Origin of the sequence: Actinomyces sp. HMSC065F11, assembly GCF_001813085.1 — a bacterium.
GTDB classification, from domain to species: domain Bacteria; phylum Actinomycetota; class Actinomycetes; order Actinomycetales; family Actinomycetaceae; genus Gleimia; species Gleimia europaea.
Map to the genome: position 1 here is coordinate 203,710 of NZ_KV811470.1, position 21,315 is coordinate 225,024.

The following is a 21,315-nucleotide window of genomic DNA, read 5'->3' on the forward strand; positions in this document are numbered from 1 at the left end:
TTTTGGGGGCTAACGGAGCACCCTAAGGAAAACCATGACTGAGATTACTGATGAAGTCTGGACCAAGCTGTATGAAGCGGCAGTAGCTGCGAACAAAAGAGCTTACGCTCCCTACTCGAACTACCGGGTTGGCGCTGCCGCGCTCGTAGATGACGGGCGCATTGTTACCGGTTGCAACGTGGAGAATGCGGGCCTAGGAGTCACACTATGCGCCGAATGCGGGGTGATTTCCGACCTCATTAATGGAGGTGGAGGCCGCCTCGTAGCGTTCACGTGCGTCAACCAGGATGGTGACTATATCGTGCCGTGTGGCCGGTGCCGGCAAATCCTGTACGAGCACGGAGGCAAGCAGCTTCTTATGAAGATGCCGAGGGGCATTCAGACAATGGCCGAGGTCCTTCCGGACGCGTTCGGCCCAGACGACCTCGACGAAGTTGAAAGGTCATAACATGAAGAAAACTTTTGACGCTGTAGACGTTATTCGTCACAAGCGTGACGGTGGGGAACTAACCCCCGAAGAAATCGATTGGATCATCGATGCGTACACTCGCGGTGACGTGGGTGAAGAACAGATGGCTGCCATGGCGATGGCGATCTTCCTAAACGGAATGACGCGCGCCGAGATTGGGCGCTGGACGCTCGCAATGATCAACTCCGGTGAGCGCATGGACTTCAGCTCGCTTCCGCGCCGCACCGCAGATAAGCACTCTACGGGCGGTGTCGGAGACAAGATCACGCTTCCGCTTGCACCGCTGGTTGCCGCATTTGACGTGGCTGTCCCGCAGCTTTCTGGGCGCGGACTCGGGCACACTGGCGGCACTCTCGACAAACTAGAGTCGATTCCCGGTTGGAGGGCAAACCTATCCAACCAGGAAGTCATCGACATGCTGGCCGGACCGGGATGCGTAATCTGTGCAGCCGGTTCAGGCCTTGCTCCCGCAGATAAGAAGCTGTACGCGCTTCGCGACATCACGTCTACCGTGGATTGCATTCCGCTTATTTCCAGTTCGATCATGTCGAAGAAGATCGCGGAGGGCACCGACTCACTCGTGTTGGACGTGAAAGTCGGCTCGGGTGCGTTCATGAAGGATCTTGACAAGGCGCGTGAGCTTGCCCGCACGATGGTTGATCTTGGTACCGATCATGGCGTTAAGACCTCCGCGCTCCTGACCGATATGTCCACTCCGCTTGGTCTTACGGTTGGCAATGCCCTCGAAGTGCGTGAGTCCGTTGAGGTTCTTGCGGGTGGTGGCCCGGAGGATGTTGTTGAGCTGACCGTTGAACTTGCTCGCGAGATGCTTACCGCTGCTGGAAAGCCTGATGCGGATCTTGAGGCCGCTTTGAAGGATGGGCGCGCAATGGACCGCTGGAGGGAAATGATCACCGCTCAGGGTGGCGATCCGGATGCTCCACTCCCGGTTGCAAAGGACACGCACGATGTTGTTGCCGAGCGAGACGGGTACCTAACCCGCCTCGATGCGCTTTCAGTTGGCGTGGCTTCCTGGCGTCTTGGCGCGGGTCGCGCTCGCGCTGGCGAGGAGGTTCAGGCCGTTGCAGGCATCGAGCTTCACGCAAAGCCGGGTGACAAGGTGGTTAAGGGCCAGCCGCTCATGACGTTGCACACGGCAACGCCACAGCGTTTTGAGCGCGCACTGCAGACGTTGGAAGGCGGCTACGACATCGGTGATGAGAAGCCGGCTGAGCGCGCCTCGGTAGTGCTTGATCGGATTAGCTAATCGATGCATAGGCAGGCTACGGATACGACGTGTGGCATTGCGGCCGCCCTCCAGGTGGCTTCAAAACATGTGCCTTCCGTCAAGAAGTATGCGGATATGAACGCGGCTGAGGCAGCTTTGCAACAGGAACGCGTTCACCGCATCGCCTCGCGCATGGGAATGCCCTGGCCAAGAAGTTTGGGCACGTCTCCGTGGGCGATGACGGGCTTGCTGAGTAGCGCTACGGGCCTAAAGTATCGGCGATACGCATGGATACCAGGCATTGAGGATCTGGCGTTGTCTGCCCTTAAACGGGGCGAGGACGTCGCATTCTTCACGGGTGGGGGAACACTGAAGGTAAAAGAACCGTGGTGTTTTGCAGATGTGATTCCCCGCCACGTGATTACCGCCTCTATGAGGGGCGATCAGATAGAGATTTTTGAGCCCGCTGAGGGCAAATATTGGACGATGGAGTGGAGCGATTTTGTTGCTCGCTCCCGCTCTTGCACACGTGAGCGCGCGTTTGGTAATTGGCAGCGCGTACTCGTTGCTGTGATACCGGAAGGAATGTAAAAGAAAATGAAGCGTGCAGAACTTGCAAAAATGATCGATCACACCCTGTTGAAGCCCGAGTCGACAGCGAAGGACGTCGAGGCATTGATCGAGGAAGGTGCACAGCTGGGCACTTTCTCGGTCTGCGTCTCGCCAAACCAGTTGCCGATTGAGGTTCCTGAGGGCCTGAAGGTTGCCGTGGTTTGTGGTTTCCCATCGGGCGCGCACATGCCTGAGGTCAAGGCCGCAGAGGCTCGCCAGTCGGTTGAGCTGGGCGCGCAGGAGATCGACATGGTTGTGAACTTGAAGCTTGTTAAGGAAGGCAAGTTTGACGAGGTAGAGGCCGACATTCGCGCTGTTCGCGAAGCCAGCGAGGGCGCGCTGTTGAAGGTAATCATTGAGTCTGCCGCGCTGACGGATGAGGAGATCGTGGCTTGCTGCAAGGCGTCCGAGGCTGCGGGCGCTGACTACGTGAAGACCTCCACGGGCTTCCACCCGGCCGGTGGCGCCTCGGTCCACGCTGTGAAGCTGATGCGCGATACCGTGGGCGATCGCCTGGGGGTTAAGGCTTCGGGTGGTATCCGCGATACCAAGACCGCGCTGGCGATGGTCGCGGCCGGTGCTTCCCGCCTGGGCCTATCTTCGTCGAAGGCTATCCTCGCGGGCATGGATGACTAATCTGAGCTAACAAGAGTTTTGGGCCGGGCATGTGTAATGCCCGGCCCAATCTTGTGCGCATCTACTGGCGTTTAGCTGCTAAATGCCGAGCGCGTCGCGCATGTCTTTCTTCATGAGTTCGAGGCGTCGATCGGCCTCGTCTCGAATATCATCCATTCTGGCACCCTCGGGAACCGCAACAATGGTTTCGAGGTAGCACTTGAGCTTTGGTTCCGTGCCGGACGGGCGGGCCACAACGCGGTCGCCGCGCTCGGATAGGAACACGAGGCCGTTTGTAGGTGGAAGCTCCTCGGATCCTTCCGACAGGTCGGTCACGGACGCCAACGGGGAGCCGGCAAGCTCCTTGAGGCTGCCTCCGCGCAGGTTCTCCATGCCTTTCGGAATGAGGGAGAGGTCCGAGACGCGGATGGACAGGGGAGCGGTTGCGTAAAGGCCGTGGCGGCGTGCGAGGTCGTTCAGCGCCTGCAGTAGCGACGAGCCGGCGGCCTTGCGCTCAGCTGCCATCTGGGCGAGCTCTAGGCATGCGGTGATACCGTCTTTGTCTCGCACAAAGTCTGGGTCAACGCAGTATCCCAGGGCCTCCTCGTAGCCGAATACAACGCCGGGCACGCGCGAGATCCATTTGAAGCCGGTCAGTGTCGCCTTGTAGGCCACGTTGTAGTGCGCGGCAATTTGGGATAGCAGGCGGGAGGACACGATGGAGTTGGCCACCACCGCGTCGGTTCCGGCGTGTTCACGCACGGCTTTTTCGCCCAGCAGGGTGCCTACCTCGTCACCGGCCAGCTGGCGCCAGCCGCCTTCGGCACGCGGATCCTTGATGGCGGCCGACATGCGGTCAGCATCCGGATCGTTGGCGAGGATGAGGTCAGCATCAACCTTGCGTGCGAGTTCGTAGGACAGGTCCAGGGCGCCCGGTTCCTCCGGGTTCGGGAACGCAACGGTGGGGAAGTCAGGATCTGGATCGTGCTGTTCTTTGACGATGTGCACGTCCTCGAAACCGGCCCGGTGAAGAGCTTCGAGGCAGGTGTCGCCACCCACGCCGTGCATGGAGGTCAGGACGATCCGCAGGTCTTTTGCTCCGGCGGGGACTAGCGATGCGGCCCGAGTCAGGTACTCGTTCAGAATGTCCTTGCCCAGGGTTTCCCAACCGTCCTCGGCAATCGGCACGGCCTTGATCGACTTTACTGCCTTGATCTGGTCGAAAATTTGCGCATCGAACGGCGGTACGATCTGCGCGCCTTGGCCTGAATCATTGACGGCGCGTCCGCCTAGGTAGACCTTGTAGCCGTTGTCTTGGGGCGGGTTGTGCGATGCCGTGACCATGACGGCTGCGTCCGCGTTTAGGTGGCGGAGTGCAAATGCGGTGACGGGTGTGGGCAGGTGCTGGTCGAACAGGTAGACCTTCCCGCCGGCCGCAGTGGCGATGCCGGCCGTGTCTTTTGCGAACTGGTCGGATTGGTAGCGGGCGTCGTAGCCCACAACCAGGGTGAAGTCGTCTCCAACTTTTTCTTTGAGGAAGGCGACGAGGCCGGCAGCCGCGCGGATAACGACTGCGCGGTTCATGCGGTTGGGGCCGGCCCCAAGTTTGCCGCGCAGACCAGCCGTGCCGAATTCGAGGGTGCCGTCGAAGCGGTCGGTCAGCTCAGCTTCAGCTTCGCCGCTTCCTTCTCCGCCGGCTTTGTAGGCGGCGAGGAGGGCCTCTATTTCGGCTCTCGATTTCTCGTCCGGATCGTCGTCGATCCACTGTTGGATTAGGCGTTCATTGAATGTCGCCATGGGTTTCCTTCCGGTAACAGCGCATGCGCTGGGGCGCCCGGTCGGGCGCTATTAAAGGTTGCGGACAATGTTGGCAAGCAGGTCCGAGATGCGCGGGCCTGCGGCTTGTCCGGCTTGGATTACTTCCTCGTGTGACAGGGGAGTTTTTGAGATGCCTGCCGCCGGGTTAGTAACGAGGGAAATGCCGAGTACTTCCATCCCTGCCTCGCGCGCGGCGATAGCTTCAAGGGTGGTAGACATTCCAACCAGGTCGGCGCCTAGAACCTTCGCCATTTGCACTTCCGCGGGGGTTTCATAGTGGGGCCCGCGGAACTGGCAGTAGACGCCTTCGGGAATGGTCGGGTCAATTTCGTGGGCGAGGTCGCGAAGCCTTTGCGAGTACAGGTCGGTCAGGTCAACGAACGTTGCGCCTTCGAGGGGTGAGGCCGCCGTGAGGTTAATGTGGTCGCTGATGAGGACGGGCTGGCCCGGTGTCCATTCGGGATGCAGGCCGCCACACCCGTTGGTGAGTACCGCGATTTTCGCGCCGGTTGCCGCGGCGGTGCGGATACCGTGGGCCACGGCGCGTACGCCGCGTCCTTCGTAGTAGTGCGTGCGTGATCCGAGGACTAGGGCGTGCTTGCCGCTGGGAAGTTCGATGGAGCGGGTTAGTCCCACGTGGCCTTCAACTGCTGGCTTGGAAAAGCCGGGAACTTCGTGGGCAGGAATCTCGGCTACGGTTTTGCCGATAAGTTCGGCTGCTCCGCCCCATCCGGATCCGAGGACAAGGGCGATGTCGTGCTGCTTTACGCCGGTGCGATCCGCGATATATTTCGCTGCTTCTTCAGCTTTTCCAAAAGGGTCATTAACGTCTAGTTCATTGTTTTGGTTGGTTTCATTCATAACCATCTATTTTACTGGAAAATTGTGATGGTGAACCATTTGATAGGTAACAATGGGGAAGCAGCCTATTAATTTTAGTGAGGGATTGATCGTATGACTAGCGTCGAGCACGCCGCAGATTCAGGTTCGCACCGCCTTGGGGCTGAGCCGGCAGCGTCGCCGGTTAGAGAGGGCTCGAAGGTCGTAATTATTGGCGGCGGTCCGGGTGGCTATGAGGCCGCAACGGTTGCGGTTCGACTTGGTGCCAAGGTCACGCTGGTGGAAGCCCAGGGCTTGGGTGGTGCGGCGGTTCTGACCGATGTGGTGCCGTCTAAGACGCTCATTGCTACCGCACAGTGGTTGACGCAAACAGAACAGACAGAAGAGCTCGGTATCGGCGTGGGAACGGATAGCCCCACGGCTGATTTGATGAGGATTAATGAGCGCGTGCGCGCTTTGGCAAGCGCCCAGTCCCGTGACATTCGCGCGGGCCTCGAGGCCCTGGGCGTGAACGTGGTTGACGGCGTGGGCAAGATCGGGGCTTCGCTACTTCCCGATGGTACGCGCGAGGTATTCGTGTCGAAGGGGTGGGAAGAGGCCGCTAGGGACCAGATCGAGATGACGCTACGTGCCGACGTGGTGCTGATCGCCACGGGGGCGCGCCCGCGCGCATTGCCCGGCTCGCCGTTTGATGGCGAGCGGATCTTGAACTGGGTGCAGCTGTACGGCATGAAGGAGCCTCCGGAGCATTTGATTGTGATTGGCTCAGGCGTGACGGGCGCTGAGCTTGCGGGCGCATACCAGGTGCTTGGCACTAAGGTGACGCTGGTGTCCTCGCGTGATCGCGTGCTACCCAATGCGGATGAGGACGCGGCTCGCTTGATCGAAGACGTGTTTGAGAGGCGCGGAATGGTGATCAAAGGCCATGCGCGCGCCAAGGCCGCTAGGCGCACAGGGGAAGGCGTTGAGGTTGAGCTGGAATCGGGCGAGGTTCTAAGCGGCTCCCACGTGTTGATCGCGGTGGGTTCAGTGCCGTCCACGAAGGGGATTGGCTTGGAGGAAGCCGGGGTTCGTCTGACTGAGCGCGGCCACATTGAGGTGGACCGGGTCTCGCGCACCTCTGCCTCGCACGTGTATGCGGCAGGGGATTGCACGGGGGTGTTCCCACTCGCTTCGGTGGCCGCGCAAATGGGGCGCATCGCAATGTGGCACGCCCTTGGAGATGCAGTGACGCCCTTGGACGTGTCTCTCGTGGGCTCTACTATTTTCACCTTGCCCGAGGTTGCCACGGTTGGTATGACCGAAGATCAGGCGAGGTCGAATCACATGAACATCAAGATCGCGCAACTTCCTATTGCGCGTAATCCGCGGGCAAAAATGCAGGGTGTTCGCGATGGTTTTGTGAAGATTTTTGCCGAAGCTGACACGGGTGTGATCACGGGTGGGGTGATCGTTTGCGAGCGCGCATCAGAGCAGATTTTCCCGCTGACGCTCGCGGTGACACACCGTATGACGGTTGATCAGCTGTCTTCGGCATACACGGTTTATCCATCGATTTCGGGCACTTTGTCCGAGGTTGCCAGAATGTTGCACTGATTGTGGAGAAAAAGTGAGCCCAAAAACGAAACGTCCAACTTACCGGCGCGGCCCGCTCCTGTACAGGGGTAGGCAGGTGCCCAAAGAGACCACCGATGCGTATTTGCTGAAGCCGCAGTCTGATGCGGATTGGATCCATTCGGACCCGTGGCGCGTGCTTCGTATCCAGTCCGAGCTTGTGGAGGGGTTTGGCGCGCTTTCAGAGGTGGGCCCTGCGATTTCAGTGTTCGGTTCGGCGCGCACACATCACGAGAGTGAGGATTACGCGGTTGCGCACAAGATGGGTCGGATGCTTGCCGAGCGGGGCCTAGCTGTGATTACGGGCGGCGGCCCGGGAATCATGGAGGCTGCGAATAGGGGCGCGGTTGAGGCGGGCGGAGTTTCGGTTGGCCTCGGCATTGAGCTACCCCACGAGCAGGGCATGAACAAGTGGGTTGATCTGGGCGTGAACTTCCGCTACTTCTTTACGCGCAAACTCATGTTTGTGAAGTACTCGCAAGGTTTTGTGGTTATGCCGGGTGGTTTTGGCACATTTGATGAGCTGTTTGAAGCTCTCACGCTGGTGCAGACCGAGAAGATTCGCCGTTTCCCGATTGTGTTGGTTGATAGCTCCTACTGGGGCGGTCTGGTGGATTGGTTGCAAAACGTGATGGTGAAAGAGGGAATGATTCACGAGGACGATATGGATTTGATCCACCTCGTTGATACGCCCGAGCAGGCCATGGCGGTGATAGAAGATTTCCTGGCTGACGACATCAAACGCTCGCGCGATCAGCGCATGTGAATGTGACCAGTAGTGGTGTGAATGCGGGCAGTTTTGCGCTCTCTCATGCCGAAACTCACGTGTCGCGATAGAATGAAGGGGGTATAGGGCGGCTTAAATCGTGATCGCCCGTAGACGAGGGGAAGGAATTTACACGTGGCTGCAATGAAACCTCGTACTGGAGATGGCCCTATGGAGGCGTCCAAGGAGGGGCGCGGAATCGTGATGCGTATTCCTTCTGAGGGTGGTGGGCGCCTGGTTGTTGAGCTCACGCCTGATGAAGCGAAGGTGCTTGCGAAGGAACTTCAAGAGGCGATTTCTTAGCGTTTACAAAAATGGTGCCGGCCATCTGCCGGCACCATTTTTGTTTGGCTTTGTTTATCGGCGGATGGCCACGAGCAACCCATCACCTACGGGGAGGATCTGGGTGACCCAGTTGCTGGAGTCCGCAATATCTTTGGCCAGCTGGCGCATGGCAACCGTGTCTGGTTCGCGCCTGGCTGGGTCTGCTACCTGGTCGTGCCAGAGGGCGTGCGCAATGATCATGAGACCACCGGGGCGGAGCATACGCGTTGCGTGCTCAACGTATTCGGGGGTTTCGCTAACGGCTCCGTCTAGGAACATGAGGTCGTAGGTACGTGAGGCCATGCGGGGGAGCACATCGAGTGCGCGCCCGGTAATGAGCCTGGTGCGCGGTGGCCTCATTCCCGCCGCGGCAAATGCGGCGCGGGCAACGCGATGGTGTTCCGCGTCAAAGTCAATGCTGGTGAGGACGGCGTCTGCGCTCATGCCGGATAGTAGCCACAGTCCGGAAACGCCCGTGCCCGTGCCGATTTCGGCTACTGCTTTGGCGCCGCACGCGGCAACGAGGGAGCGCAGGGTTGCTCCGGTGCCAGGTGAGATGGGCGTGCATCCGAGCTCTTCGGCCTGGAGGCGCGTGGCCATTAAAACCTCGCCCTCGGGTACGAATTCCTCGCAGTAGGACCAGCTGAGTGCCTTATCGGTAGCGATGATGCGCCCCTTTCCCGAAAAATTTTGCGCAGTTGCGTATAGTTTATCGTCTTGGGCTAATAGTTTCGTGCACGATTAGAATGGGGTTATGGGTTTTTCAATCAGTGGCGGTGAATTCTTGGTGATCCTTGTGGTCATCATGCTGGTTGTGGGCCCCTCGAGGATGCCGGCGGTGGCAAAGGGCGTGACGCGCATTGTGAAGAGTACGCGCCTACAACTCACGAAGTGGCGGGCTACGCTGGATGATCAGATGGGGGATGACTTCAAGCAGGTTGATCTGTCAAAGCTCGATCCGCGCCAGTATGATCCGCGTCGTTTGATTCGCGAGGCCGTGCAAGAGGAGATGGATGAGTGGAAGAAGCTCATGAATCCGCTTTCCCCGATACCGCCCTCATCTAGACCGTCCGCTCCTAAATCGAGTGGTACCGGCAAGATGCCAGCGCAATCGGCAACGAAGGCCGAGGGGGTTCAGCTTACTCAGGCCAGGCCGACTCCCGCACCTGCGGCGCCGGTCAAACCCAGGCGGATCCGCACCTCATCCTCGCCAACCATGAAGACAAGGGCGAAGACGCTGAAGCGCGGAAAATAGACACGGGGTAGCCATATTTACGCGCCCGGAATCAAAATAGTTTGGATAAAGGTGGTGGAGTAGCTCATCTGAACTGCTCCACCACCTTTTGCTTATCTAGGGCCGGTCTTATTTGGGAGTTACACCCAGCTGGCGCCCTGCAAGGCCGCGTGCATGCTTGCCAAGCTTTGCGGCAAGGTCATTCAGCACGGTCGATGCGGGCGATTCGGACAGGGCAACGGGCTTGCCCTCGTCTCCGCCTTCGCGCAGGTCCACATCTAGCGGAATCTGTGCAAGTAGCGGCACCTCGTAGCCAAGAGCGCTGGATAGGCGCGCCGCAACGGTAGATCCGCCGCCCTCACCAAATAGGTTCAGGTGCGTGCCGTCAGGCTGGGGCAGGTAAGACATGTTCTCCACTACGCCAACAACGCGCTGGCGAGTTTGACCCGCGATGGATCCGGCGCGCTCGGCAACCTCGGCTGCGGCCAGTTGCGGCGTGGTTACAACCAGGATCTCAGCCGTGGGCAGAAGCTGCGGGATAGAGATGGCAACGTCGCCCGTGCCCGGCGGAAGGTCAAGCAGAAGCACATCTAGGTCGCCCCAGAACACGTCTGCAAGGAACTGTTGGATTGCGCGGTGCAACATGGGGCCGCGCCACACAACTGCCTGGCCATCCGGCACAAACATGCCGATCGACATGACCTTAACGCCGTTAGCAATAGGCGGAATGATCATGCCGTCAATAACCTGCGGTTCGTGTTCAACGCCCATCATGCGAGGAATTGAAAAACCATAAATGTCGGCGTCAACCACGCCAACCTTCAAACCTTGCTTTGCCATTGCCGCTGCGAGGTTTGCGGTTACGGAGGACTTTCCAACTCCGCCCTTCCCCGAGGTCACCGCAATGACGCGCGTTAGTGAGCCGGGCTGGGCGAATGGAATCTCGCGTTCCTCAACGCCGCCGTTTAGCTGTTCGCGTAGAGCCTTGCGCTGCTCCTCATTCATGGCGCCCATGATGACGCGCACACCGGTCACGCCTTCGAGGGCAGAAAGGGTCTTCTCAACTTGCTCGTTAATGGTGTGCTTAAGCGGACAACCCGCGGTGGTGAGCAAAATGTTGACGATCACATTGCCGCCGTCAATTTCGATATCTCCCACCATGTTCAGCTCGGTGATTGGCCGCTGAATTTCAGGGTCAATGACGGAACTGAGCGCTTCGCGCACCTGTTCTTCTGTAAGGATACTCATACACGCCATACTAGTCGGTCCATGGATGGGATGCCTTACGGGGTTAGTCTAAGAGTCAAGAAAATCTCGGGGCTATTAGTTTACGAGGCGGGTTGCAATAGGTGAATGGTGTACCAGTGCGCAAACAAGCGTCGGCCGTAATGGGCAAGCAGGAGTTGCAAGCTCCACGCCGACCCGAGGCGCGCACCCCCGCTCGGCGAGTTCGCGGACTGGACGGGCTACGCGCGCTCGCGGCCGCTGCAGTGCTCGCTTACCACCTGATTCCAGGAGTGGCGATTGGTGGCTTCTTGGGCGTAGACGTGTTCTTCGTCCTCTCTGGATTTTTGATTACTGCCCTCCTAATCCGCGAAAATCAGCGATTTGGCGGCATCAACTTGAAGTCGTTCTGGTTGCGCCGCATTCGCCGCCTGCTCCCCGCAGTGGGGCTGATGTCGGTGATAACCCTGATCGTTGCCGGCCTTTTGAATCGCGATCTGCTGGTGGGCATTTTGCCGCAGTTCGTAGGCGTCCTCACGTTCTCATACAACTGGGTGGAAATCTCGCAGGGCGTTTCCTATTTCAACCAGGCACAGCCACATTTATGGACAAACGTGTGGTCCTTGGCTGTGGAACAGCAGTTTTATCTTTTGTGGCCGCTAGCGGTGGTGGGCATTTTGTTCTTGCCCCCCAAGTGGCGCCCTGCGGTGCCCTTGACACTCGCGGTAATTTCGGCCGGTTTGATGGCCTTTTGGGTTTCGGGTACAACCGAGTTCACGCGCGCCTACCAGGGTACGGATTCGCACGCTTTTGGCCTGATGCTCGGCGCGGCCCTCGCAATGGTGGCAACCGACCCGATGGGCATGCCGGACAAGGTTGCGGCCGGGTGGCAAAAGTGGTTGCGCGGCCTCCTCGCATGGATTTGCCTTGCCATCATCGTGAGCACCTGGTTCCTCATTCCCGATGACCGCGCGTGGGTGTACCCGTGGGGCACTCTCATCGCGGTGGTGGCTACCCTGGGTTTGATTCAGGGCTTCCTTCCGCAGATTGACGAGGCGGGCGGGCCCGGCCACCTCCTCGCAAACCTGTTGGACGCGCGCCCCCTGGTGTGGCTGGGGGAGCGCTCATATGGGATCTACCTGTGGCATTGGCCGCTGTGGGTAATCGCCGGCAAGATGCTGCCGGCCGCACCCGTGATACTGATTGCGCTGATCGTTATTGCCGGGTCGGTGTTGGCCGCTACCCTCTCGTATCGATACGTTGAGGTTCCCATGCGGCAAGAGGGGATTGGCGCAACTATTAAGCGGTGGCTCGGCCCCTCGTGGGACTTGATCGACCCTTCCACGCCAATGCCGAAGGCTCCGCAGTGGCAAAGCTACCGCCGGATCATGGCGCCCGGTCTCGTCGCTGTTGTGGTGGTTGGCACCGTACTTGGTTTCTTACTTTCGGCGCCCGAGAAAACGCAGGCGCAGATTGCTGTGGAGCGTGGCCAGCATGCGTTGCAGGGCGGCTCTCAACCTACGGAGGCCCCAACAGAGGCTCCCACAGAAGAGCCGGAGCCGACGTTGAGCCCTGCTACGGGGGAGAACACAGTGGTTTACGGCGACTCCGTGACGGTGGCTTCGGCCGCGCACCTTCAAGAATTGCTACCGGGCGTGCAGATTGATGCAGAGGTGTCGCGCTGGGTGTACCAGGGCATTGACCTCATGCATGCCGCTGCCGAGGACGGATCACTGCGCACGTACGTGGTGGTTGCTCTGGCCACCAACGGACCGGTGGACCTGGGCCAGCTTGATGACATGCTAAAAACCATCGGGCCGGATCGGCGCCTCGTTCTCGTAACTGGTTTTGGGCCCGCGCGAACCACTTGGGTTGAACCGTCGGCGAGCCTCATTCGCGAGTTCGCTCAGAAGCATTCCGATGTTGTGCGGGTAGCGGACTGGAACGCCGCGATTCGCGATCACACTGACCTGCTGGCTTCCGACTACGTGCATCCAGATGATGACGGCGCGAAGATTTTCGCTCAGACCGTTGTAGATGCGCTTGCCAGCTTTAGCCAGCCGGATGCAGATCCATCCGAAGAGTAGTTAGCAAGTCGCGGAGTTGATTTTAAGAGTCGCGGGTAGTCATTCGCGCGTGCGTTTGAGCGCCGCCCGTTATTCCCGCTTACCATCGCGGGCAACGGTTATCGCTCAAGTGTGCGGCTACTGATCCGCGTCAGCTTCTTTAACCTCGTCGCTTTCTTGTGTCTCGCGCAACTTATCGCGAGCAAGGTCGTGTTCAAAAATCTCTTCTAGCAGGTCGCGGATCTCAGAGCGTACAAAGTCGCGGGTAGCAACGTCGCCCAAGGCCTGACGTAATCCCGCGATCTCGCGCGTGAGGTACTCGGTGTCGGCAAGGTTACGCTCGGCGCGGTGCCTGTCTTGTTCGGCAGTAACGCGGTCGCGGTCATCTTGGCGGTTCTGCGCAAGCAAAATCAGAGGAGCCGCATAGGAGGCCTGCAGGGACAACATCAATGTGAGGGCAGTGAACCCGAGCTCGGCCTTGTCGAACTGCAGGTGAGCCGGAGCAAACGTGTTCCACCCCAGCCACGCGAACACGAAGATAGTTAGGTAGATGAGGAACTGCGGGGTACCAGAGAAGCGGGCGATAGCTTCAGCTACGCGCCCTACGCCCTCGGATTCAAGGTTGATACGCGGTAGCCAACGTCGCCTGGTTAGCGGAGTATCTAGTCGCTCAGCCATTCAAACCCCCTTAAAACTCGTCATCCAGATCGCGCCAGTCTTCTGGCAATAGGTTATCGAGCACGTCGTCAACCGAAATAGCGCCCAGTACGTGCCCGTGCTCATCCACTACCGGAACGGCCGTCAGGTTGTACATTGCAAGCGTTTTGGTGATCGACCGGATGGAACGCTGCGGATCAACTGTTTCGATGTCGGTATCCACGATAGTTCCGAGTAGCGATTGCGGTGGTTCGCGTAGTGCCCGCTGAATATGTACCACGCCAATGAACTTGCCCGTAGGAGTTTCTAGCGGCGGCCTCGCAACAATAACCATGGCGGCGAGGGCGGGTGGAATGTCTTTGTTTCGCACGTTTGCCAGCATCTGGGCCACAGTTGCGTCCGGCGGCAAAATCACGGGCTCGGTGGTCATAAGGCCACCGGCAGTGTCATCGTCATAGCGCATGAGTCGGCGCACGTCCTCGGCCTCTTCGGGCTCCATGAGGTTAAGCAAGTTCTGCGCGGTTAGGGGCGCTAGCTCAGAGATGAGGTCGGCGGCGTCATCCGGCTGCATCACGTCGAGCACATCTGCGGCTTGCTTCGCCTGGAGCCGTTCGAGGATCGCCACCGAGTCATCCTCGGGGAGCTCTTCCAACACGTCAGCGAGGCGCTCATCGGAAAGCTGTGAGGCTACCTCGTACATGCGTTCTTCGGGAAGGTCGCGAATAATGTCAGCGAGGTCTGCGGCCTTCATGTCATGCGTGGACGCGATAAGGCTGGTGGCGTCCTGAACACCAACCTGGGTGGACAGTTTCGTCACGTCGGAAACGGACACCAGCATGCTCTCGCCCGCGCGTTTAAAACCAAACGTTGATTTGGTAACGCGTTCTACGAATAGTTCCGTTACTCGCCATTCGCGAGGCAGCCGTTGTTCCATGCCCACGTCACGAATGCGAACCTCTCCTGAACCATCGCGCATGGATACCACGCGGTCAAACAATTGGGAGATGATGAGCGTTTCGGCCTCGCGCTGGGTAAAACGGCGCATGTTCAGCAGGCCCGTGGTGATAACCGCACCCGGTTCGATGGCGGTGACGCGCGAGATTGGAACAAAAACGCGGCGTCGGTTTGAAACCTCCACAACAAAGCCCACCACGTCGGGTGCGCGATTCACTCGCATGATGGAAACGACGTCATAAATGCGCCCCACCTGGTCTCCGATGGGGTCAAAAACGCCGGTTCCAGCAACTTTTCCTACGAATACGCGTATGCCACGCGGGGCGAGTTTGTGCTCTGAAGTGCTCACACTTCAAGGGTAGCTGAGCGCGGCCGAAAGCGGCGCCGGCCGCGCGATGGGAAGCGACACACTCACCTCCCAGGTCTTCTAATAAATCCGGGTTCTGACTGCCGCGACCTAGCCATCATGAGCTTTCCGGCACCGCTTTGAGGCGCTAGCAGGCTGACAAGTGCCAAAGGGTTCATCTCATAGTGAAAAGTTGGCACTTGATAAGGCAACATGCAGATTAATCTGCAAAAGTAAAGGTATGAAACGTATTGAAGCAATTTCTGCTACCGGCTTGCCAACTCCTGCGCAGGGCACGGAGGTGGCCTCTTACCGCACCTACGCGGAAGCCCAGGCGGCCGTCGATCACCTGTCTGACGAGGCTTACGATGTGCGCGGCCTCGCGATCGTGGGCACGGACCTGCAGTTGGTAGAGCGCATCACAGGACGCCTGACTTGGGGAAAAGTACTGTGGGATGGCTTCCTCTCCGGCATCTGGCTGGGTCTGTTTATTGGCTTGTTTTCTGCGCTTTGGGCTCCCAATGCTTCGCTTGCGATCGTTATCGTTGGCATGGCTATGGGCGCCGTGTTTGGAATGTCACTAGCGTCGGTGCCGTATGCGCTGAGCCGGGGCAAGCGTGATTTCACGTCGGCAACGCAAGTGGTTGCCGCGCGTTACGCAATTTTAGCGAAAGAGGGAGCCGGTGAGTTCCGCCAAGTTTTGCGAGGCACCCCGGGCAACCTGACTCGCGATCCCCAGCCGACCCGTCCTGTCGAGGACTTGTCTAAGCCGAGCGCCTTCGGCTCACGCCCCGGAGAGCAACCTAAGTACGGCGTGCGCCTCAGCCCAAGCGAGCGTGAAGCCCACCAGGCGCGCATGCAGTCTGGTGTCGGCGGCCCAGAGTCGGCGACACCAGCACCGGCAGCGTCTGAAAGCGCGGGCGTGGCAGATGCGGCAGAGCCTGCTTACGGCGAGGTGCCCGAATCGGAGTCGAGTGACTCTGCAGGCCAGCCGGGCGAGTCAAATGATAACCCGAACCGGTAAGCCGGGTAGAGGCAAATAAAAATTGCGGCCGCTTGGCCGCAATTTTTATTTGCCTGAAGTCTTTTTGAACAGACGTTATCGGGGGTTCTAGGAGTTTTGCACCCGCTCAATCCAGGCCTCAACGTCAGCTACCGTGCGGGGAATATCCTCCGAAATGCGCGTGACAGAGCCGTCCTCGTTCACAACAACATCATCTTCAATACGCACGCCAATACCGCGGTATTCTTCGGGAATTGCGAGGTCGTCAGCGCGGAAGTAAAGGCCGGGCTCGATGGTGAACACCATGCCGGGCTCCAGCACTGCATCCAGGTACATTTCGCGCCTTGCCTGCGCGCAGTCGTGCACGTCCAAACCGAGGTGGTGGCTGGTTCCGTGCGGCATCCAACGGCGGTGAAGTTGGGACTCTACTTTCAGCGATTCTGCAGCTGGAACAGGCAGGATGCCCCACTCTTCCAAGCGCTGGGCAATGACCTCCATCGCGGCTTCGTGCACGTGGCGGAAGCGAGCGCCCGGCTTGTTCGCTACGGTCAGTGCAGCCTCACACGCGTCCAGTACAGCGTTGTAAACCTTTGCCTGCACCGGCGTGAACTTTCCGCTAACCGGCATCGTTCGCGTGATATCTGCGGTGTAGAGTGAGTCGAGCTCAATGCCGGCGTCAACCAGGATCAGGTCGCCGTTTTTTACTTCACCGTTGTTATCGATCCAGTGCAACGTGTTTGCGTGGTTACCCGACGCTGCGATTGTGTCGTAACCCAGGCCGTTGCCCACTTCGCGGGCGCGAGCACCAAATGCTCCCTCCACAACGCGTTCACCGCGCGGATGGTTGGTGGCGCGCGGAAGCTGCTTGATGATTTCCTCGAAGCCTTCCTTAGTGGCGTCGACAGCCTTTTGCATTTCGCGAAGCTCCCACGCGTCCTTCTTCAAACGGATTTCAGAGAGCTGTTGCTGGAGGGCACCATCGATTGCCTGCGCGTCGTTGCCGTGGGGTAGGCCCACTTGCTGACGGATCTCGTCAACCAGGGCGGTCATGTTGGCGTCGGCCTCGCGCACAACGCGCAAGGAAACCTGTCCGGCGTCCTTTGAAAGCGAGTCGCGAAGTGTATCAATGTGACGCACTTTCAGGCCGGTGAGCGCCTCCATCTCTTCTAATGAGGGGCGTGCCCCCACCCAGAATTCGCCATAGCGCGAGTCCGCGTAGAACTCCTCGGATGAGCGTGAGGCACGCGGCTTAAAGTAAAGAACGGCCTCATGCGTGTGAGCGGATCCTTCTTCGGTGGGTTCAAGCACTACAACTGAGTCCGGTTCAAGTTCTCCCGTTAGGCCCGTCATGTGAGCAAATGAGGAATGAGCGCGGAATCTGTAGTCCGTGTCGTTGCTACGCACCTTCAATCCACCGGCGGGGATAACTAGGCGCTCGCCTTTAAAAGCTTCGCCAACGAGGTCGTGACGGGCCTGCAAATAGTCAGCAACCTCTGCTCGGGCCGGCAATTCGAATGAACGTGGCCCCCAGTTAGTGCCAATGAAGTCTTTGAATGCTTGCGAGTTGGGGCGACGCGAACGGTTGTTGCCGCGCGCGGCCATGGATTGTTCTACTGATTCTTTTTCACTCATGTGCCTATTGTCTAACTTTGCTGGTCAATAGTCATCCCGCTAGAGGGCCGCTTAAGCTGGAGGCATGTTGAAGATAGATCCGCACACTCATTCAAATCATTCGGATGGGACGGACACGCCCGCGCAACTGATGCGCAGGGCCGCCGATGCAGGGCTGGACATGGTGGGGCTTACCGATCACGATGTCACCACCGGTCATAGAGAAGCTGCGGGCGAAGTTCGCGCAGCCGGTGTTGCTCTGCTTCGCGGTATGGAAATGTCTTGCGCCTGGCAGGGGATAACGGTTCACTTGTTGAGCTACCTGCATGATCCGCAAGATCCCGCGCTGGTTGAAGCCAGCCAGAAGGTGCTGCAGTCACGGCGTGACCGCGCGAAGATCATGGTTGAGAAAATCTCGCAGGACTATCCGATTACTTGGGATGACGTGGTTGAGGGGACCGGCGGAGACGTGCGCGTGGTGGGACGCCCGCATATTGCAGACGCGCTGATCAGGGCGGGCTCGTTTTCCACGCGAGATGAGGCGTTCGCGCAGGTACTGCACCCGCGCGGCCCCTACTATCAATTTTTGTGGGCGGAGGACCCCGTTGTGGCTGTACAAAAAGTGCGGGCAGCAGGTGGAGTTCCCATCATTGCGCATCCGCGGGCTCGTGCCCGCCAAAAGGTGCTTCCCATGGAGGCGATTTACAACATGGTCGAGGCCGGTTTGGCCGGCCTCGAAGTGCGCCATCGCGACAATCCGGCCGAGGATCAGGAGTTTCTGCTGCAGGTGGCCCGCGAGCGCGATTTGCTGGTGACGGGTTCTTCTGACTATCACGGCACGGGTAAGCCCAACCGGTTGGGGGAGAACACCACGCCTGTTGAGGTGATACAAGAAATCGAGAGCCAAGGAAGGCTCTCGATTCTGTGGCCCTAGCGGCCTTAAGTATCGGTGGCAGGCGTTTTGCTGCGCTTGCGCTTACTCGGCTGAGTTCTTGCGCGTGCGGGTGCGTTTGCGGCGGGGAGCTTGGTTTTCCCTGGCTTTGCCCCGCGCAGGATCGGCTGATTTGCTTCGGCTTGATTTGCGTTCACCCGAGTTGTGAGAGGCGGCGCCGCCGCGACGGGTGCGCTTGCGCTCGCGCTTTTGTCCGCTTCTCCCACGTGAGCCGGACCTGCGGGTTCCCCGTCCGCGGGCACGCTCGCCCTTGCCAGAAACATCAACGAACTCTTCTGCCTCAAGCCCGGCGCGCGTGCGCTCACTGCGGGGAAGTCTGCCGGTGACGTCCGTGGGGATGTCAAGGTCGGTGTAGAGGTGCTCGGAGGTGTGGTAGGTCTCCAGTGGTTCGGGCACGCCTAGGCCCAGCGCGTTAGAGATGAGGCGCCAGCGCGGTACGTCGTCCCAGTCCACGAACGTAACAGCGGTGCCGGATGCGCCAGCGCGGCCCGTGCGGCCGATGCGGTGTACGTAGGTCTTTTCATCTTCGGGGCACTGGTAGTTGATCACGTGTGTGACGTCGTCAACGTCGATGCCGCGCGCGGCCACGTCGGTTGCTACGAGCACATCGACCTTGCCTTTTCGGAAGGCGCGCATGGATTGCTCGCGAGCCCCCTGGCCGAGGTCCCCGTGTAGCTCCGCGGTGGCGAAGCCGCGCGATGCAAGGTCTCGCGATACTGATGCGGCGGTGCGCTTAGTGCGCGTGAAAATGATGGTGAGGCCGCGCCCGCGTGCCTGCAGGATGCGCGAGACAACCTCGAGTTTATTGAGGGCGTGGCACCTGTAGATCACTTGTTTGACGCTGGCAACAGTGGGAGAGGAATCCTCAGGATCCTGGGCGCGAATGTGGGTTGGTTGACGCATGTAGCGGCGAGCCAGTGCCACCACCTCGCCCGGCATAGTGGCTGAGAAAAGCATGACGTGCCTGTCCGCAGGAACGCGCGACATGAGGACTTCTACGTCGGGGAGGAATCCTAGATCCAGCATTTCGTCGGCCTCGTCAAGCACCAGCGTGTGCACGTTAGTGAGCTTTAGGACCTTGCGTTTCATAAGGTCAATGAGACGCCCCGGCGTTCCCACAATGACGTCGGTGCCCCTCTTGAGCTGCTCGATCTGGGGATCAAAGGCTGCACCGCCGTAGATTTCGGTTACGCGAATGGAGGTGTTAGCTCCCGCCTCGCGAAGGTCACGAGTCACCTGCTTACACAGTTCGCGCGTGGGCAGGATTACGAGGGCCTGGGGAAGGCCCGGGAAGTGCACTTTGTTCGCGTAGTCCGGGTCGTCGGGGCGCACAACGTGCATGAGGAGGGGCAGGCCAAAGCCGAGGGTCTTACCGGTTCCGGTTTTGGCTTGGCCGATGATGTCGCGCTTGCCTAAAGCGACGGGTAGTGTCAGAGCCTGGATAGGGAACGGGTAGGTAATGTCCTTTTTGGCCAGTGCCTCCGCGAAATCTGCGGCCACACCAAAATCGGCAAATGTTTTTTGCGCTAATTCTTCTTTGGTGACGTCGCCTTCGATGTCAGCTTTCGCTTCATCTGTGTGTTCTGGAAGGGCAACGCCTTCAAGGTTTACAACGCCGGCAGAGTAGGTTTTAGTGTCTTCAGTTTTGTCAAGCAAAGTAGCGTGAGTCTTTCTCACTTTGGAGCTCGCCTGCACGCCCTGGGAGCCTCAACAAAGTGAAAGTAGGTGTGGTACCGCTCGCGCAATTCATTAAAGAAAAATCTTTTGCGTGCCAAAAACCATTCCGGTGCGAACGGCATGTTCTTCTTCAGGGTAGCAGTATTTTTGGGGCGCGCGCGTTTAGTGCCGTTGATCACTAAGCAGTGTGCGGCGGTGTAAAACTCGTCCCAAACCGGTTACTTTTTGGGTCCTCAACGTAGTATGGAATGGAAACTTCGCAAAGGGGCTAAGGCTTTGGAGGCTACTTTGATTGCTAGTAACGATTCTTATAAGAACTTGTTGGGCATCGGAGCTTACGCGGCGATTGCGGCGCAAACTCGTCTTGCAAAGGATGGTGACCAGGCGCCAAAAGCTTGGGAGCACGTAGACATGGCGAACATGTCGGGTAAAGCGTGGGAGAACTTCAAGTACGTATGTAAAGTTGCCGAGCGCTCTGACATAGATATTGCCGAGGCCATCGCGCCATACGAGGGCCTTTTGGATGATATTGATGCGCGCTTGCGCCCAACCACGTGGTGGGAGCGCATGACAAAGACGTATGTTGCTATCGGTATTTTCACGGACGCGTTACGCGAAATCGCGCACCTACAGGGGCAGGAAGAATACGCGAAAGACGTAAACGATTTTGGCCATGGTGATTGGGTTCGAGAACGTCTTGAGCCGGCCGTTGCAGCTGATAAACAGCTTGAGGCACGTCTGTCTTTATGGACCAGACGAGTGGGGGGCGAGGCCCTCTCGCTTGTGCGCGCGTTCTTGTTCACCAACCCGGAGATCATTTCGGGAACCGATGCGGATGAGCTAATGGATCGTGTCTCCAAGGCTCACAAGGAGCGCCTCTCCGCCGTGCACTTGCACGCCTAGATGGGGCGGAGGCCAGGCGGCCTCGCGCGTGAAAACGCTTGCATCGAAAACGGTCGGACCTCGCTTTTGGTCCGACCGTTTTCGATTGGCGTTGTTATACGGTGAAGCCCACCGGCCCGCGCTTAGATTCAGCTACGAGGACGTAACCGAGTTTGTCGCTTGGAATGATGACGCGGCGTTCTTTCGCGTCGGTGAACTCAAGGTTCGTCTTTCCCTCCAGCGCTTCGCGAACTTTGCCAAACAGCTCGTCCTCACTCATCTTCACTTCGAAAGAGAGCTCGCGCGTGACGCCGGTAATCCCAATCTGAATGATCATAGTTTTCCTATCGTCGTTTGTTCCTATCGTAGGCATAACGAGGCACTTTCGCGACGGGCGATGCCACTTTCAAAACTTTTGTCCGA

General features: G+C 58.9%; 21 protein-coding genes. 12 read left to right on the forward strand and 9 right to left on the reverse strand.

Annotated elements, in window-relative coordinates; translation table 11 throughout:
- Positions 1–34 precede the first annotated feature (34 nt).
- Genes HMPREF2891_RS03405 through deoC form a run of 4 tightly spaced genes read left to right on the forward strand, consistent with a single transcriptional unit; the run spans position 35 to position 2,945 of the window.
- Positions 35–448: a cytidine deaminase gene (locus tag HMPREF2891_RS03405; protein ID WP_070617959.1), complete on the forward strand. Its 414-nt coding sequence runs from the start codon at positions 35–37 to the stop codon at positions 446–448.
- Between the two features lies 1 nt (position 449).
- Positions 450–1,736 carry a thymidine phosphorylase gene (locus HMPREF2891_RS03410; protein WP_070663873.1) on the forward strand — a complete coding sequence of 429 codons (1,287 nt, stop codon included), beginning with the start codon at positions 450–452 and terminating at the stop codon, positions 1,734–1,736.
- A gap of 3 nt (positions 1,737–1,739) precedes the next feature.
- Positions 1,740–2,288: a hypothetical protein gene (locus HMPREF2891_RS03415; protein WP_070663874.1), complete on the forward strand. Its 549-nt coding sequence runs from the start codon at positions 1,740–1,742 to the stop codon at positions 2,286–2,288.
- Positions 2,289–2,294: 6 nt separating this feature from the next.
- Positions 2,295–2,945 (forward strand): deoxyribose-phosphate aldolase, encoded by a 651-nt coding sequence (deoC, locus tag HMPREF2891_RS03420; RefSeq protein WP_070663875.1) that lies wholly within the window; start codon positions 2,295–2,297, stop codon positions 2,943–2,945.
- 78 nt (positions 2,946–3,023) lie between these two features.
- Here deoC and HMPREF2891_RS03425 read toward each other — a convergent pair whose 3' ends face one another.
- Complete coding sequence (locus tag HMPREF2891_RS03425; RefSeq protein WP_070663876.1) at positions 3,024–4,721, reverse strand: phospho-sugar mutase; 1,698 nt, start codon at positions 4,719–4,721, stop codon at positions 3,024–3,026.
- A gap of 51 nt (positions 4,722–4,772) precedes the next feature.
- A complete protein-coding gene (locus tag HMPREF2891_RS03430) occupies positions 4,773–5,603 on the reverse strand; it encodes a purine-nucleoside phosphorylase (protein WP_070664234.1) in 831 nt (276 codons plus the stop codon).
- Between the two features lie 93 nt (positions 5,604–5,696).
- Here HMPREF2891_RS03430 and HMPREF2891_RS03435 point away from each other — a divergent pair, with 93 nt between their 5' ends.
- The 3 genes from HMPREF2891_RS03435 (at position 5,697) to HMPREF2891_RS03445 (ending at position 8,265) form a co-directional block, all read left to right on the forward strand.
- Complete coding sequence (locus tag HMPREF2891_RS03435; RefSeq protein ID WP_070663877.1) at positions 5,697–7,178, forward strand: NAD(P)H-quinone dehydrogenase; 1,482 nt, start codon at positions 5,697–5,699, stop codon at positions 7,176–7,178.
- Positions 7,179–7,191: 13 nt separating this feature from the next.
- Positions 7,192–7,962 carry an LOG family protein gene (locus HMPREF2891_RS03440; RefSeq protein WP_070663878.1) on the forward strand — a complete coding sequence of 257 codons (771 nt, stop codon included), beginning with the start codon at positions 7,192–7,194 and terminating at the stop codon, positions 7,960–7,962.
- A 135-nt stretch (positions 7,963–8,097) separates the two neighbouring features.
- Positions 8,098–8,265 (forward strand): DUF3117 domain-containing protein, encoded by a 168-nt coding sequence (locus HMPREF2891_RS03445; RefSeq protein WP_070617939.1) that lies wholly within the window; start codon positions 8,098–8,100, stop codon positions 8,263–8,265.
- Between the two features lie 54 nt (positions 8,266–8,319).
- On the opposite strand, the gene HMPREF2891_RS03450 is transcribed toward HMPREF2891_RS03445, so the two are convergent.
- Complete coding sequence (locus HMPREF2891_RS03450; protein WP_261666834.1) at positions 8,320–8,886, reverse strand: O-methyltransferase; 567 nt, start codon at positions 8,884–8,886, stop codon at positions 8,320–8,322.
- Positions 8,887–9,040: 154 nt separating this feature from the next.
- Here HMPREF2891_RS03450 and HMPREF2891_RS03455 point away from each other — a divergent pair, with 154 nt between their 5' ends.
- Complete coding sequence (locus HMPREF2891_RS03455) at positions 9,041–9,541, forward strand: twin-arginine translocase TatA/TatE family subunit (RefSeq protein ID WP_070663880.1); 501 nt, start codon at positions 9,041–9,043, stop codon at positions 9,539–9,541.
- Positions 9,542–9,649: 108 nt separating this feature from the next.
- Here the strand turns inward: HMPREF2891_RS03455 and HMPREF2891_RS03460 are convergent, their stop codons facing one another.
- Positions 9,650–10,777, reverse strand: coding sequence for an Mrp/NBP35 family ATP-binding protein (locus HMPREF2891_RS03460; protein WP_370870619.1), 1,128 nt, complete (start codon positions 10,775–10,777; stop codon positions 9,650–9,652).
- 92 nt (positions 10,778–10,869) lie between these two features.
- Here HMPREF2891_RS03460 and HMPREF2891_RS03465 point away from each other — a divergent pair, with 92 nt between their 5' ends.
- Entirely contained in the window at positions 10,870–12,831 is a 1,962-nt protein-coding gene (locus HMPREF2891_RS03465; RefSeq protein ID WP_186822281.1) for an acyltransferase family protein, read from the forward strand.
- 117 nt (positions 12,832–12,948) lie between these two features.
- Here HMPREF2891_RS03465 and HMPREF2891_RS03470 read toward each other — a convergent pair whose 3' ends face one another.
- A complete protein-coding gene (locus HMPREF2891_RS03470; protein WP_034506615.1) occupies positions 12,949–13,488 on the reverse strand; it encodes a DUF1003 domain-containing protein in 540 nt (179 codons plus the stop codon).
- Between the two features lie 10 nt (positions 13,489–13,498).
- Positions 13,499–14,770 carry a magnesium transporter MgtE N-terminal domain-containing protein gene (locus tag HMPREF2891_RS03475; RefSeq protein WP_070617925.1) on the reverse strand — a complete coding sequence of 424 codons (1,272 nt, stop codon included), beginning with the start codon at positions 14,768–14,770 and terminating at the stop codon, positions 13,499–13,501.
- Between the two features lie 238 nt (positions 14,771–15,008).
- On the opposite strand from HMPREF2891_RS03475, the gene HMPREF2891_RS03480 reads away from it, so the two are divergent.
- On the forward strand, positions 15,009–15,791 hold the full coding sequence (locus tag HMPREF2891_RS03480; protein ID WP_070617922.1) for a general stress protein: 783 nt from the start codon (positions 15,009–15,011) through the stop codon (positions 15,789–15,791).
- Between the two features lie 87 nt (positions 15,792–15,878).
- On the opposite strand, the gene HMPREF2891_RS03485 is transcribed toward HMPREF2891_RS03480, so the two are convergent.
- Entirely contained in the window at positions 15,879–17,402 is a 1,524-nt protein-coding gene (locus HMPREF2891_RS03485; protein WP_070617919.1) for an aminopeptidase P family protein, read from the reverse strand.
- Positions 17,403–17,466: 64 nt separating this feature from the next.
- On the opposite strand from HMPREF2891_RS03485, the gene HMPREF2891_RS03490 reads away from it, so the two are divergent.
- Complete coding sequence (locus tag HMPREF2891_RS03490; RefSeq protein ID WP_070663881.1) at positions 17,467–18,315, forward strand: PHP domain-containing protein; 849 nt, start codon at positions 17,467–17,469, stop codon at positions 18,313–18,315.
- Positions 18,316–18,357: 42 nt separating this feature from the next.
- Here HMPREF2891_RS03490 and HMPREF2891_RS03495 read toward each other — a convergent pair whose 3' ends face one another.
- Positions 18,358–20,010: a DEAD/DEAH box helicase gene (locus HMPREF2891_RS03495; protein WP_070664238.1), complete on the reverse strand. Its 1,653-nt coding sequence runs from the start codon at positions 20,008–20,010 to the stop codon at positions 18,358–18,360.
- 243 nt (positions 20,011–20,253) lie between these two features.
- Between HMPREF2891_RS03495 and HMPREF2891_RS03500 the strand changes: the two genes are divergently transcribed.
- On the forward strand, positions 20,254–20,913 hold the full coding sequence (locus HMPREF2891_RS03500) for a ferritin-like fold-containing protein (RefSeq protein WP_083309307.1): 660 nt from the start codon (positions 20,254–20,256) through the stop codon (positions 20,911–20,913).
- 94 nt (positions 20,914–21,007) lie between these two features.
- Here the strand turns inward: HMPREF2891_RS03500 and HMPREF2891_RS03505 are convergent, their stop codons facing one another.
- Positions 21,008–21,229 carry a DUF3107 domain-containing protein gene (locus HMPREF2891_RS03505; RefSeq protein WP_070617909.1) on the reverse strand — a complete coding sequence of 74 codons (222 nt, stop codon included), beginning with the start codon at positions 21,227–21,229 and terminating at the stop codon, positions 21,008–21,010.
- Positions 21,230–21,315: the final 86 nt, after the last annotated feature.

Coding starts and splice junctions, on each gene's coding strand:
- HMPREF2891_RS03430 (WP_070664234.1), bottom strand. CDS start 5,603: ATGAATGAAACCAACCAAAACAATGAACTAGACGTTAATGACCCTTTT.
- deoC (WP_070663875.1), top strand. CDS start 2,295: ATGAAGCGTGCAGAACTTGCAAAAATGATCGATCACACCCTGTTGAAG.
- HMPREF2891_RS03485 (WP_070617919.1), bottom strand. CDS start 17,402: ATGAGTGAAAAAGAATCAGTAGAACAATCCATGGCCGCGCGCGGCAAC.
- HMPREF2891_RS03500 (WP_083309307.1), top strand. CDS start 20,254: ATGGAATGGAAACTTCGCAAAGGGGCTAAGGCTTTGGAGGCTACTTTG.
- HMPREF2891_RS03450 (WP_261666834.1), bottom strand. CDS start 8,886: ATGGCCACGCGCCTCCAGGCCGAAGAGCTCGGATGCACGCCCATCTCA.
- HMPREF2891_RS03435 (WP_070663877.1), top strand. CDS start 5,697: ATGACTAGCGTCGAGCACGCCGCAGATTCAGGTTCGCACCGCCTTGGG.
- HMPREF2891_RS03460 (WP_370870619.1), bottom strand. CDS start 10,777: ATGGCGTGTATGAGTATCCTTACAGAAGAACAGGTGCGCGAAGCGCTC.
- HMPREF2891_RS03425 (WP_070663876.1), bottom strand. CDS start 4,721: ATGGCGACATTCAATGAACGCCTAATCCAACAGTGGATCGACGACGAT.
- HMPREF2891_RS03405 (WP_070617959.1), top strand. CDS start 35: ATGACTGAGATTACTGATGAAGTCTGGACCAAGCTGTATGAAGCGGCA.
- HMPREF2891_RS03505 (WP_070617909.1), bottom strand. CDS start 21,229: ATGATCATTCAGATTGGGATTACCGGCGTCACGCGCGAGCTCTCTTTC.
- HMPREF2891_RS03415 (WP_070663874.1), top strand. CDS start 1,740: ATGCATAGGCAGGCTACGGATACGACGTGTGGCATTGCGGCCGCCCTC.
- HMPREF2891_RS03480 (WP_070617922.1), top strand. CDS start 15,009: ATGAAACGTATTGAAGCAATTTCTGCTACCGGCTTGCCAACTCCTGCG.
- HMPREF2891_RS03410 (WP_070663873.1), top strand. CDS start 450: ATGAAGAAAACTTTTGACGCTGTAGACGTTATTCGTCACAAGCGTGAC.
- HMPREF2891_RS03470 (WP_034506615.1), bottom strand. CDS start 13,488: ATGGCTGAGCGACTAGATACTCCGCTAACCAGGCGACGTTGGCTACCG.
- HMPREF2891_RS03490 (WP_070663881.1), top strand. CDS start 17,467: ATGTTGAAGATAGATCCGCACACTCATTCAAATCATTCGGATGGGACG.
- HMPREF2891_RS03455 (WP_070663880.1), top strand. CDS start 9,041: ATGGGTTTTTCAATCAGTGGCGGTGAATTCTTGGTGATCCTTGTGGTC.